At 35.4% G+C, this 12,675-nt stretch carries 12 protein-coding genes; all 12 read right to left on the reverse strand.

Annotation, left to right across the window (positions count from 1 at the left end; all coding sequences use genetic code 11):
• Nucleotides 1-7: 7 nt before the first annotated feature.
• Complete coding sequence (locus tag EKM05_RS02335) at nt 8-1,462, reverse strand: Gfo/Idh/MocA family protein (protein ID WP_126553259.1); 1,455 nt, start codon at nt 1,460-1,462, stop codon at nt 8-10.
• 101 nt (nt 1,463-1,563) lie between these two features.
• Nucleotides 1,564-1,938 (reverse strand): c-type cytochrome, encoded by a 375-nt coding sequence (locus EKM05_RS02340; RefSeq protein ID WP_126459669.1) that lies wholly within the window; start codon nt 1,936-1,938, stop codon nt 1,564-1,566.
• Nucleotides 1,939-1,956: 18 nt separating this feature from the next.
• Nucleotides 1,957-3,009: a sugar phosphate isomerase/epimerase gene (locus EKM05_RS02345; protein ID WP_126553261.1), complete on the reverse strand. Its 1,053-nt coding sequence runs from the start codon at nt 3,007-3,009 to the stop codon at nt 1,957-1,959.
• Nucleotides 3,010-3,048: 39 nt separating this feature from the next.
• A complete protein-coding gene (locus tag EKM05_RS02350; RefSeq protein ID WP_233590863.1) occupies nt 3,049-4,209 on the reverse strand; it encodes a Gfo/Idh/MocA family protein in 1,161 nt (386 codons plus the stop codon).
• A gap of 10 nt (nt 4,210-4,219) precedes the next feature.
• A complete protein-coding gene (locus EKM05_RS02355; RefSeq protein ID WP_126451623.1) occupies nt 4,220-5,923 on the reverse strand; it encodes a GMC oxidoreductase in 1,704 nt (567 codons plus the stop codon).
• Nucleotides 5,924-5,976: 53 nt separating this feature from the next.
• Nucleotides 5,977-6,540 carry a gluconate 2-dehydrogenase subunit 3 family protein gene (locus tag EKM05_RS02360; RefSeq protein ID WP_126459659.1) on the reverse strand — a complete coding sequence of 188 codons (564 nt, stop codon included), beginning with the start codon at nt 6,538-6,540 and terminating at the stop codon, nt 5,977-5,979.
• 468 nt (nt 6,541-7,008) lie between these two features.
• A complete protein-coding gene (locus tag EKM05_RS02365) occupies nt 7,009-8,199 on the reverse strand; it encodes a hypothetical protein (protein WP_126553263.1) in 1,191 nt (396 codons plus the stop codon).
• Nucleotides 8,200-8,211: 12 nt separating this feature from the next.
• On the reverse strand, nt 8,212-9,042 hold the full coding sequence (locus EKM05_RS02370) for a type 1 glutamine amidotransferase (RefSeq protein ID WP_126553265.1): 831 nt from the start codon (nt 9,040-9,042) through the stop codon (nt 8,212-8,214).
• A gap of 40 nt (nt 9,043-9,082) precedes the next feature.
• Nucleotides 9,083-10,192, reverse strand: coding sequence for a carboxylate-amine ligase (locus EKM05_RS02375; RefSeq protein ID WP_126459649.1), 1,110 nt, complete (start codon nt 10,190-10,192; stop codon nt 9,083-9,085).
• Nucleotides 10,193-10,260: 68 nt separating this feature from the next.
• Nucleotides 10,261-11,202 (reverse strand): RimK family alpha-L-glutamate ligase, encoded by a 942-nt coding sequence (locus EKM05_RS02380; RefSeq protein ID WP_126459646.1) that lies wholly within the window; start codon nt 11,200-11,202, stop codon nt 10,261-10,263.
• An 18-nt stretch (nt 11,203-11,220) separates the two neighbouring features.
• Complete coding sequence (locus EKM05_RS02385) at nt 11,221-11,934, reverse strand: esterase family protein (RefSeq protein ID WP_126553267.1); 714 nt, start codon at nt 11,932-11,934, stop codon at nt 11,221-11,223.
• A 290-nt stretch (nt 11,935-12,224) separates the two neighbouring features.
• Nucleotides 12,225-12,629 carry a glyoxalase gene (locus EKM05_RS02390; protein WP_126553269.1) on the reverse strand — a complete coding sequence of 135 codons (405 nt, stop codon included), beginning with the start codon at nt 12,627-12,629 and terminating at the stop codon, nt 12,225-12,227.
• Nucleotides 12,630-12,675: the final 46 nt, after the last annotated feature.

Consider the following 12,675-nt stretch of genomic DNA (forward strand, 5'->3'; position numbering starts at 1 on the left):
ATCTTGCTTATAAAGTTAAAGCTTTCCAACCTTGACGATAATCCCGTTTCACAAATTGGTTCACTTCATCAAAATTTGTAATTCTCATGGCATCATTATCCCATAATAATTTTGCGGAACGTCCTGGGTACACTTCTTCTCCAAGCTCTTCTCGCATCACATCGTATCCTCTGATCGCAAGATTTGCCATCAATAAAGCTTCAGTTAAAGGACCGGCAATTTCAAAAGGAGAACTTAATTCTTTTTTCCCATAACCAGCAATAGCAGCTTCAATCCACTGCTTGTAATGTCCTCCGGAACCATCGATCACCCTTGCATATTTTTGAGCAACTTGGAGATTTTCATTTTTGCTTAGAGGAAGCAAACGCGGATTTAAACCGTAGGTATCACACATCATTTTTCCTTTTGTTCCTGTAAATAAGGTACCATTTCCACCGTCTCCAAAAATTTCATTCGAACCTAATTCGGAAGGTCTTTCCGGCTGAATTCCACCATCCATCCAGTGTACTGCAACGTCACCGTTTGTTTTCTCCGTTTTTGGAAAAGTTAAGGTAACATGACTTGAGGGAGGACAACTCTCAGGAAAATATCCTCTTTGAAACTCATCTACATATACAGAACCTACACTACATTGAACATCTTTAGCATATTTTAAATTTAACACACTAAAAGGTGCTTCTAACAAGTGACAGCCCATATCGCCTAATGCACCTGTTCCATAATCCCACCAACCGCGCCAGTTAAAGGGCACTAATTTATTTACATACTCTTTGTAAGGAGCTGTTCCCAACCATAAATCCCAATCTAATTCTTTTGGAATATCCGCTTTATTAGCAGACCAAGGAATTCCTTGAGGCCAAACCGGACGGTCTGTCCAAGCATGAATCGTGTGAACATCGCCTATTAAACCTGCTTCATACCATTCTTTCATTATTCTGGTACCATCATTGGAGGCACCTTGATTTCCCATTTGGGTTACCACTTTATATTTTGTAGCAGCTTGTGTCAAAATACGAGCTTCGTAAATATCATGTGCCATAGGTTTTTGAACATACACATGTTTTCCTAATTGCATAGCAGCAAGTGCTTGAATAGCATGATTATGATCTGGAGTTGAAACTGAAACGGCATCGAAATTTTTATGTTCTTTGTCTAACATTTCACGCCAATCGGTATAAAATTTAGCTTTAGGAAATGCATTTACACTTGCAGCGGCTCTTCTGGTATCTACATCACATAAAAACGATATATCCGCTTTTCCACTTCTGGCAAACATACTGACATCAAATTTACCTTGTCCACCAACACCAATACTGGCTATTGATAAACGATCACTTGGCGCAACAAATCCTCTTCCTAGAACGTGACGGGGAACAATCATAAAAGCTGCTGCAGCTATAGCGGTTGTTTTTATAAAATCACGACGGTTATTTGTAATTTTATCTTCTTCTTTTTGTTTCATTATTTTAATCCAGTTTAGTTTATAGCAAAAAATTGTGTAACATCATGATTTTATTTTCGACATTCTAGAATTATATTGACTCTTTAAAAGCGCCTTTTGATTTACTTTTTTAAGGATAAAATATACTTTGCCATAGAATTTGCCTCATTCTTTTTCAGTGAAGCATGCGCAGACATGGGAATTGAACCCCAAACCCCAGAGCCACCTTTTATTATTTTACCGGATAAATAGGCAACATTTTTATCATTTAAAGCATATTTTTTAGCAATGTCTAAGTAGGAGGGACCAATTAGTTTTTTGTCTAATTTATGACATCCGATGCAATCGGATTTAGCTATTAATTTTTCTCCTTCAGAGGTTTGAACAACAAGGTTTGATTGCGCAGTAGTTTCAATATATTTTTCTTCTGAATTATCATTGGAAAATGAGGTTAAACTAATTAGTGCAACCCCAAAAAAGAAATATTTTAATTTCATTTTATTGTATTTAAGTTTTTATAATCCTAAGTTTTTTTTGTTAAAAGCCAGATTTGTTTCTACTGCCGCAAAATCATCAAATGCTTTATCAGTAACTTTTATAATATGATTTTTTATAAATTCAGCACCTTCACGCGCTCCATCTTCCTGATTTTTAATGCAGCATTCCCATTCCATTACTGCCCATCCTTTGAAATCATATTGGGCTAGTTTGCTGAATATCGTTTTAAAATCAATCTGACCATCGCCTAGAGAACGATACCGTCCGGCACGATTTGCCCAGCTTTGGTAGCCTCCAAAAGTCCCTTGCTTTCCTGTAGGATTAAACTCGGCATCCTTTACGTGAAATGCTTTAATCCGTTCATGATAAAAATCGATATATTGGATGTAATCTAATTGTTGTAAAACAAAATGCGATGGATCGTACAACAAGCAAGCTCTGGAGTGATTATTCACCGCTTTCAAAAACATTTCATAGGTTTCCCCATCAAATAAATCTTCTCCGGGATGAATTTCGTAACAAAGGTCAACACCATTTTGATCAAACTCATTTAAAATGGGCAACCAGCGTTTAGCCAATTCGGCAAAACCATCTTCCACTAAACCCGGAGGTCGTTGTGGCCAAGGATGAAAATACTGCCAAAGTAGAGAACCACTAAAAGTGGCATGTGCATTTAACCCTAAATTTTGAGATGCTTTAGCCGCATATTTCAATTGTTGCACAGCCCATTCTTGCCTTGCTTTAGGATTTCCATGTACATTTACTGGTGCAAATGCATCAAAAAAGTCATCATAAGCAGGATGAACAGCCACTAACTGCCCTTGTAAATGGGTTGATAATTCAGTGATTTCTAGTCCGTAAGAAGCAATTGTTCCTTTTAGTTCATCCGCATAGGTTTTACTTTCTGCCGCTTTTTGTAAATCAATAAAACGGGTATCTAATGTTGGCATTTGAATCCCTTTAAAGCCTAAATCAGCAGCCCATTTACAAATCCCATCTAAGGAATTAAAAGGAGCTTTATCATCAATAAACTGTGCTAAAAAGACCGCAGGCCCTTGAATTGTTGTCATAATATTTGGTATATAAGAGGTCTACGAATTCCTAATAAATTACAAAACGTAGGAAGTCCATTTTTTATCCGATTGTGATGATGCGACTACGTTATCTATAAATGCCATTCCTCTCACTCCATCTTCAACAGAAGGAAAGTCTAACATTTCAGCAGTAGGTGCTGTGCCCTCTAATTTACAACCAAGCGTTAAAGCAAAGTTGCGGTAAATATTAGCAAATGCCTCTAAATATCCTTCTGGATGTCCGCCTGGAGTTCTACAATTATGTGTTGCAAATGAAGATAAATGTGCATAGTTAGATCCAGCTCTTAAAACCTGAGTTGGTTCATTTAACCACCTAACCGTTAAAGTGTTTGGATCATGTTGAAACCATTCGATTCCACCTTTTTCGCCATAAACTCTGATTTTTAAAGCGTTTTCTTCTCCAGCTGCTACTTGTGATGCTATTAAAACGCCTTTAGCACCATTGTCAAATTTCAATAGTACAGCTCCATCATCGTCCATTATGCGGCCTTCAACTAATGTGTTTAATTCTGCACAAACATCGGTAATTTTAGCTCCGGTGATATATTCGGCTAAATGAGAGGCGTGCGTACCAATATCTCCCATTACAGAACTTTTTCCGGATTTTTTAGGATCTGTTCGCCATGCAGCTTGTGCGTTTCCCTCTCTTTCGGATAGTGTACTTAACCATCCTTGGGGATATTCTACTAAAACTTTTCTAATTTTACCCAATTTTCCTTCGCTGACCATAGCTTTCGCTTGTTTGACCATTGGATACCCGGAGTACGTATGTGTTAAACAAAGTAGTAATCCTGTCTCTTCTACTTTTTGTTTCAATAGTTTTGCTTCTTCCAATGAAAAAGTCATTGGTTTTTCAATTACTACATTAAAACCATGCTCCAAAGCCATCATTGCAGGTGCAAAATGGGCAAAATTTGGAGTAACAATAGTAACAAAATCGATTCTTTCGTCAGCAGGTAAAGCCGCTTCCGCTTTAATCATTTCGTCATACGTTAAATATGTTCTTGATTCCGGAAGAAACAAGGCTTTACCAGATGCAATTGCAGTTTCTGGTTTTATACTTAATGCACCACACTTTAATTCAATTAGTCCATCCATATTGGCGGCTAAGCGGTGAATTGCACCTATAAAAGCATCTTGACCACCACCGACCATTCCCATTCTTAATTTTCTCATAATGATGAACCTAAATATTTCCTTTTTTTAATTCTTTTACTGCATAATCGCAGGCACGAGCCGTCAAAGCCATAAATGTTAATGATGGATTTTGACACGCAATAGAAGGCATACAAGAACCATCGGTAACAAATACATTACTAACTTCGTGCAATTGATTCCATTTATTTAAAACGGAATCCTTGGGGTCATTACCCATTCTGGCAGTACCCATTTCGTGTATAGCCATTCCAGGATAACAATCGTTATCATAGGTTTGCACATTTTTGATTCCAGATGCTTCCAGCATTTCTGCGGCATCATTCATCATATCTTCCCGCATTTTTGCTTCATTTTCTTTGTATTCACAATCAATAGCTAAAACTGGTTGTCCCCATTTGTCTTTTTTGCTATGATCGATGTACACTTTGTTTTCGTAATACGGCAGCATTTCTCCAAAACCACCTAATCCCATACTCCAGGAATCAGCAGGTAATGACATAGTCGATTTAAAGTTTTCACCAAAAGCCAATTCGGCAACTTCTTTATGCCAAGATCCTCTGCTGGCACCTCCTTGGTACCCAAAACCTCTTAAATAATCTCGTTTATCACCACCTACATTCTGATATCTTGGAATATAAATACCATTAGCTCTTCTTCCGTACGTGTATTTATCTTCAAAACCTTCAGCTGTTCCTTCTGCACCACAACGGAAATGATGATCCATAAGATTATGGCCTAATTGTCCGCTGGCATTACCCATTCCATTCGGATGCGCTTCTGAGGTTGAATTTAATAACAGGAATGTTGATCCTAAAGTGGATGCGTTTACAAAAACAATTTTAGCATAAAACTCCATCGTTTCATTTGTTTCTGCATCAATAACCATAACCCCTTTTGCCTTTTTGGTATCTTTATCATAAATAATATGATTCACAATTGAGTAGGGTCTCACGGTCAATCTATTGGTTGCCATTGCAGCAGGTAGTGTAGAGGATTGGGTGCTAAAATAGGCGCCAAATGGACAACCTCGACTGCATAAATTTCTGTACTGACAGCTGCCACGCCCTTTGTGGGGTACAGTTAAGTTAGCAGTACGACCAATTGTAAGAATACGGGTTTTATTATAATGTTTTTCTAATCTTTCTTTAACTGATTTTTCAACACAATTTAAATCCATTGGAGGCAAAAATTTACCATCCGGTAATAGGGGCCAATTTTCAGCTTGCCCACTTATTCCTGCGAATTTCTCTACATAATCATACCACTTGGTAAGGTCTTTATATCGAATAGGCCAGTCATTTCCATGACCATCTTTGGCATTATCTTCAAAATTATGGTCACTAAAACGGTAACTTTGACGGCCCCACATTAAAGATTTTCCACCCACATGAAATCCTCTGTACCAATCAAAACGTTTGTCTTCTGTATAGGGACATTCCAAGTCATTCACCCACCATTTTTCGGTAGCTTCATTGTATGGATAATCTCTTGTTTGAACAGGATGGGTTCTTTTTTGTTCTTCGGTAAGCTTGCCTGCGCGTTCAAATTCCCATGGTGCTTTCATGGCCGATTCATAATCTTTGATGTGCTCAATATTCATTCCGCGTTCTAACATCAAAACTTTTAATCCTTTTTCGGTAAGTTCTTTTGCAGCCCAACCACCACTAATTCCAGATCCTACAACAATAGCATCATACGTATTTTCCTCTTTCAAATTGGTATTTATATTCACGGGTAGTATTTTTTATTTAATAAAATAGTTTCTAACAGTAGGTTCTAATAAGACTAGTTGGTTGCCCAAGCTTTTTGTCCGGGTTTGTAGTCTGCACTACCATCGTAGCGTCCTGGAACAGGAAGGTATTCTCGTGCTTGTGTACAACCTATTTCTGAAGAATAATAGCCAAGAAGAGTCAAATCTCTAGCAATCAAAAAGAACGAAGGTGCTTTATCAGTTGCAATTGCCTCATCTCGTAATGAAGTCATTAATTGCTGACGCTCTTCAACTGACATTGATAAGAAATTCTTATTGAAATCTTTAGCGCATTTTGCTTGCATTTCCTGCATCCCGGAAGCAAAAATTTCTTGCATTTTTGCAGGATAACATTCTCTAATAATCATTGGAATAAAAGCACCCAGTCCTGCAGCTTTTGCTCCTGCCGAAGAGGCTGTAGTAGGTATAATGATATCGGCAAATTCAGCCAAAATTTCTTCATCTGCAGCAGAAAAAGATACGCTGTTTTTTTCTTTTTCGGGCAAAGTAAAACTTTCAAATAAAACGCCCATTGTTGTTGCTGAGATTGCGCTTCCCATCAAAAATGCAACGCTTTTAAGTGCTTCTCTTCTATTCATTTGCTAATTATTAAAATTATTGATTCTTCTTAATTTATTATAACATTACAATAATAAAGAAAAAAAAAACAGGTTAATTTTTTTTATGTTAAAATATTGAATAATTCCATATTTTTCAAATTATTAAGGGAATCACTTTCAAAAATTCATTAAACAGCAGTTGGAATCAATTAAATCAAGAAAAAAAAAATGTTTGAAGAAGCAAAAAAGAATAAAAAACGATTTTTAAATTATTTTTAATGTAAAATTAACAAGTTTTTAATTATAAAATATAGCTGTATTTTCTTTTCACAGCATTTCAATGTGTTAAAATGACGGTATTACTTAAATAACCATTTAAATAATCTAAAATATATTTCCTGTTTTGTAGTAAAAAAGAAGTTTTTATATTTTAAAAATAGGAAGCAATTTATATCTGCAACCCGCTAAAAAATGGAATTTTTGAAAGTTACAAAATGGAAGTATTATCTACCTTTCAAATAAGCCTAAAGTGCCACCAACCCAATCTTTATCTTTATTGAATTTCACGCCAATCATCTCGCCACGGCTTAAGCGGACTAAGTTGCAGAGTAGAGTAGGTGCGGCATCACCTTTTTTCCAAACACACAAGATTCGGACTTCAGCTTTTACTTTCCCTTCAGGAGCGTGTACAATAGGAAGATAATTTACTTTTTTTTGAAGAATATATAATTCTTTATCTACAACGGCTTCAATATCTTTTTTTGTGACATGAAAAATAACGCCCGTTCCTGAAAAAGAAAAAAGCGGTTTCAAAACATAGTTTTCTAAATCCTGAGGAATTACTGCCAAGTCACTCAATAGTGTCGTTTCAATACAATATTTTCCTTTTAAGAAAGGTAAAATAAATTTACTGATTCTGAAAAACCAGTTAGGATGTCCCGCCCATTCCACATCCAAATCATCTGAAAAACTAAAATTAAGTCTTAAATCTGTTCTCAAATCCAATTCATCAAAAATAACCCGATTGTAAATTCTTTTTACCAATATTTCATTGCCTGTTGCATTTTTGTAAAACAGTTGTTTTCCTTTTTTTATGAGTTCAGTAACACAAACTATAGGGATGCCAATGTCTCTTTTGCAGTAATAAAAATCAATCTTGGTATTTTGTTTTTCGGGTTCTATTTCAAGAAGAATAACATTTTCTTTTGGATGATGGTTGCAAATCGCTTCTTCTAAAATAGTAAGATATTCCTGTGGTTCAATAGTATTAATAAATGGAGTTAATTCGTTAAGAAATGGATAATGATTTTTAAATTTTTCGTACAAATGCATTTGATAATTGTACAAAGAGGGGAATCCCTGTACTTCAATTAGTTTTGGAATAAGTACTCCGTCTTCTTCACAAATTCCAAAATCAATTGCTAAAAAGGTAGTATGTTCATCCTCATTAGGAACAGTGTTATTTAGCTCTAATGATTTATTTGTAAGTGATTTAAAGTCGTTTTTCTGAATGAAAGCTATAACATCATTACAGCCTTCAATCAATTGTGCTTTAAGCTCCTTCGAAATAAAAAAGGGGGTTTCGCCTAACCGGAAAGTAGGCAGGTAATTAAAATCGGAAGCAATATCATCTTTGAATTCCTGATATTTTTTTTCTGTAAATTGAGTATTAAATAACTCCCGATATTTTGAAATCATTTTGAAATCGTATTAATTAGAAAGTGTCTTCTTTGTTTTCAGCAAGTCATTAATTGCTATTCGAAGGAAATTAGGAATCAAAGTTTCATTAGTTCTGTATATTTTATCATCATCTAATAAATCCTCCAGCATGTTTCTGAACTTCTTTTTTCCTTTCATATTCTTAATCTTTTCCTTTGCTTCTTTATTTCTTAAATGAGAAACAAAACTAATGGGATCCGCTTCCGGGTGAAATTGAGTACCCACAAAATAATCGGTAAAACGCACGGCCATAATTGCGCGTTCGTATTGTACATGATCCCTAATTTTCTCTAATGAAATAATTTTGGCTCCTTTTTTCGCAAAAATACTTAACTTGGGTTGAACCACTTGATAGTCTCTGGAATCTATCGCATAAAAAGGGTCTCCTAATCCCTCGAACAAGGGATCCACAAGTCCTTCTTTGGTTTTATGAATGGTCATCACCCCAAAAGAAGTGTCATTTCGTTTGGTAACCGTAGCCAATCCAAAATGCAAACACGCCATTTGAAAAGAATGACAAATGAACAAAACATGTTTTTTAATACTATTTTCAGTATTCCATTTATTCAAGGAATCGATAAATTCATAGTATTTTACATCCCAGTTTCCATCACCACTTAAGGGATTTCCGGGTCCTCCAGTTGAAATATAAATGTCAAATTTATTCTTGTCCGGCAATTCACATTTTACCCGAACATCAAATATTTCAAAACTAACAACGGGACTAAACCTATTGACAACATCAATAATACATCGCATTCCCTGGTTGGGTTCACCATTGTACATGTCCAGAAGGGCTATTTTTATAATTTTATTAGACATACTTTTTTTTAAAAAACAATGAACAAAGGTACTTTATATTTTATAATCCTTTCGTAAATTCTCCTGTTATGAAGTCAACCACACAGGAAAGATCGCCCGTTTCTTGAAAAATAGCCAGTTGCTTATCAGCACCGGTACCGTTTTTTAAAATTTCATGGACATAATTTATATCAGCACGACTTCCTAATTCATCCACCACATCATCAATGAAATCAAGCAGTTCCAGAATAAGCATTTTTGTTTCTACTTCTTTTTGCAAACCAAAATCGATCATACTATTCTCAATTCCGTAACGTGCCGCCCGAAATTTATTTTCTTTTATCAAAGCCAGTCGATACACATTAAAGCTAGTATTGTTCATGTTCAATTTGTAGAGTTTAGCTACAATTGCCTGAATAATAGCAACAATGCAAATGGTTTCATCCACTGTCAATGACATATCACAAATCCTGAATTCAATCGTATTGTAAAAAGGATGCAACCGTAAATCCCACCAGATTTTCTTTGGATTATCGATGCAATTAGTCTTTATTAATGTATCCAAATAATTCTCATACGAACTCACCGAATCAAAATATTCCGGCAAACCTGTCCTTGGAAACTTGTCAAAAACTTTCGTTCTAAAGGACTTATAACCTGTTTTTCTTCCCTCCCAAAAAGGAGAGTTCGTTGAAAGCGCAAAAATATGCGGCAAAAAATATGTGGCCTGATTCATTAATTGCAAGCCAATCTCCCGATTTTCAATTCCTACATGACAATGCATTCCAAAAATTAAATTTGAACGCGCTGCATCTTGCAATTCATTGACAATATCGTGATAGCGAGGATCATCAGTTATCGGTTGATCCTGCCATTTCGAGAAAGGATGCGTCCCGGCACCACCCACAATAAGATCTTGTTTGTCCGCTAATTCAACGATTTTAGAACGTAAAAACCGAATCTCATTTTTGGCATCATTCACATTATTGCAAATATTGGTACCCACTTCGACCACAGATTGATGCATTTCAGCCTTTACCTGCTCATTCAAAATGATCTTCGCACCATCTACAATTTTGGATAAATGCGACCGTAAATCTCTGGTTACAGGATCTATAATTTGATATTCTTCTTCTACACCGAGGGTGAAAACAGGTAATTTCTTTAACATAATTATTGTTTTAGTGTTCAGTCGCAGTCAAAGTTTACAGTCTGTTTACTGAATACTGTGACTGAAAACTATTTTACTGCATCTTTCATAAATGTTCCCCAAGTCAAATTCATCTTTCCGGATTTCTGTTTTTTTGCAGCAGCAATTGCCATTTTTGCAGCTTCCTCTACAACCCACTCAAAGTTTTCTGCACCTACCGAAGTTAATTCAGCATCTGGTGCTGGATTTCCAAAATCTATCGCATAGGGAATACCATCACGGACTGCAAATTCAACCGTATTAAAATCATAACCCAATCCTTTGCAAAGACGTAAAGTATAATCCTTAATAGTAGCTAATAATTTTTTATCCACAGGCGGCCCATCAAGTACATAACGCAAATGATGCGGATTTCTGGGTTCGTATTGCATAATCCTAACGGCTTTGCAACCCAAACAATAGACTCTGAAATACTCTGTAAAAACAATTTCTTCCTGTAGCATCATCACCAGTTGCCCCGTTTCCTTATGTTTCTCCCAAAATTCTTCGACATTTTCTAATCGATACACATTTTTCCAGCCACCTCCGGCATAGGGTTTCATATAAGCTGGAAAACCAATATAATGAAAAATTTCTTCCCAATCCATTGGGTATTTTAGGTTTCGGAATGATTTTCCAGTCGTATCCGTAGGATGTTCCGCCGATGGGAGAAGTACCGTATTAGGTAACGGAACTCCCAAAGTATCGGCCAATGAATTATTAAAAAATTTATCATCAGCACTCCACCAAAAAGGATTGTTGATCACATTCGTCCCTGTTAAAGCAGCATTTTTCAAATATGCACGATAGAAAGGGACATCTTGCGAAATGCGATCAATAATTACGGCATATTCTCCGTCTTGATTTTGAACTACTTTATCAATAACCACAGCTTCAGCTATGATTTCTTTTTCGTTTTTTGAATTGACACGATCTATGAAGGCTTGTGGAAATGTATCTTCCATTCCAAATAAAATTCCAATTTTTTTCATCTTGATATGTTTATAATTTTAAAAAAATTTTATTCTGGATAAATAATGTGGAAACATTTCGGTCCATACCGGCCAGTCGTGTTTTCGTTCCTGACGAATATCCAACCAATGATGAATGTTTCTATCGCTCAACACTTTACTTAGTTTTAAATTTGCATCAAAACAAATATCCCAATTAGACGTCCCAAGCACAATATCCATTTTCCATAATTCCGGATCATTAAGTCCATGTAAATAATCTTCCGGGCTGTTGTAAAACACATCATCGTCATGAAAACCATCCATAAAACTCTTGATATTAAAAGCGCCACTCATAGAAAACAAATGACTTACATAACCAGGATGTCTAAAAGCAAAATTTGCCGCATGATACCCGCCAAAACTGCAACCGGCAAGAGCCACTCTGCCTGAGGAGGTATTGTTCTTTATTTTTTCAACGATTTCGTGACAAATCATTTTATCGTACCTGACGTGGTTTTCTATACGATTTATAGGATATATATTTTTATTGTAAAAACTGTCTTTATCAATGCTATCAGGACAAAATATTTGGATCAAACCTTGTTCCAGATACCATTTTGCAGAATCAATCAATCCCATATCTTTATTTTCATGGTAACTCCCCATAGAAGTAGGAAATACAATTACAGGATATCCGGCATGTCCAAAAACCAACATTTCTATCGCTCTATTTAAATTAGGGGAATGCCATTTGAAATACTCTTCCTTCATGAAATTAGTTTTAACAATTATAATGAAAAAAATAACACAAAAATCAGATAAAATTATACTTAACCCATATTTATTATAAAAAAGATTAGGATTAATAAATTGGATCTAAATGGTAAAATTTGGATGAATAAAGAGCCGTTTTTTAAATTATAAACAACAAGGCAACGTGTTTTAAAAGCTCTATATTTTTAATTATAAGGTTTTTAGACCTAAAATAAGCCTTAGGATCTTTCCTATAATTACTATTTGATTAGAGAACCCTAAATTTCTAAAATAAGGAAGAAATAGCGCTAGTTGCTTTTATTAATTTCATACAGTGATACATGACTTTTTAATCGTTCTACAAGCATGCTCATCATTCTTTTATTGATATTGGAGGAGTTTTGTACATAAGCAGCATATTCATCGGCTGTAAATAAACCAATGATCATTCCTTTCAGAGAATTTCTAAACTTGATGTCTTTCTGGATTGCATTTTCCATGACGGATACTTTTTTATCAAGTGTATAACTGTAGAAATCAATTTTATTTTTGTTGACATAATTGAGGAAGGATGCTGCAAATAAGTCATTTTGCAACTTTAGAATGGGGCGTAACACCTCATTTTGAAATGATTCTTCTGTTGTGGATTGTGTGGTTACGGAACCTATTGTTTGTCCTCGGAATTCTTTTAAAAAAGTATCGCGTTCGTTCATGATTTTTTCTTTAAAAATAGAGAAAATAGCCGTAAGAAAAGTTTAA

The organism is Flavobacterium sp. GSP27 (genome assembly GCF_003970395.1).
GTDB lineage: Bacteria > Bacteroidota > Bacteroidia > Flavobacteriales > Flavobacteriaceae > Flavobacterium.

Bases quoted from the DNA above. Each gene is read 5' to 3' on its own strand.
- EKM05_RS02335 (WP_126553259.1), bottom strand. From the start codon at position 1,462: ATGAAACAAAAAGAAGAAGATAAAATTACAAATAACCGTCGTGATTTT.
- EKM05_RS02340 (WP_126459669.1), bottom strand. From the start codon at position 1,938: ATGAAATTAAAATATTTCTTTTTTGGGGTTGCACTAATTAGTTTAACC.
- EKM05_RS02345 (WP_126553261.1), bottom strand. From the start codon at position 3,009: ATGACAACAATTCAAGGGCCTGCGGTCTTTTTAGCACAGTTTATTGAT.
- EKM05_RS02350 (WP_233590863.1), bottom strand. From the start codon at position 4,209: ATGAGAAAATTAAGAATGGGAATGGTCGGTGGTGGTCAAGATGCTTTT.
- EKM05_RS02360 (WP_126459659.1), bottom strand. From the start codon at position 6,540: ATGAATAGAAGAGAAGCACTTAAAAGCGTTGCATTTTTGATGGGAAGC.
- EKM05_RS02365 (WP_126553263.1), bottom strand. From the start codon at position 8,199: ATGATTTCAAAATATCGGGAGTTATTTAATACTCAATTTACAGAAAAA.
- EKM05_RS02370 (WP_126553265.1), bottom strand. From the start codon at position 9,042: ATGTCTAATAAAATTATAAAAATAGCCCTTCTGGACATGTACAATGGT.
- EKM05_RS02375 (WP_126459649.1), bottom strand. From the start codon at position 10,192: ATGTTAAAGAAATTACCTGTTTTCACCCTCGGTGTAGAAGAAGAATAT.
- EKM05_RS02380 (WP_126459646.1), bottom strand. From the start codon at position 11,202: ATGAAAAAAATTGGAATTTTATTTGGAATGGAAGATACATTTCCACAA.
- EKM05_RS02385 (WP_126553267.1), bottom strand. From the start codon at position 11,934: ATGAAGGAAGAGTATTTCAAATGGCATTCCCCTAATTTAAATAGAGCG.
- EKM05_RS02390 (WP_126553269.1), bottom strand. From the start codon at position 12,629: ATGAACGAACGCGATACTTTTTTAAAAGAATTCCGAGGACAAACAATA.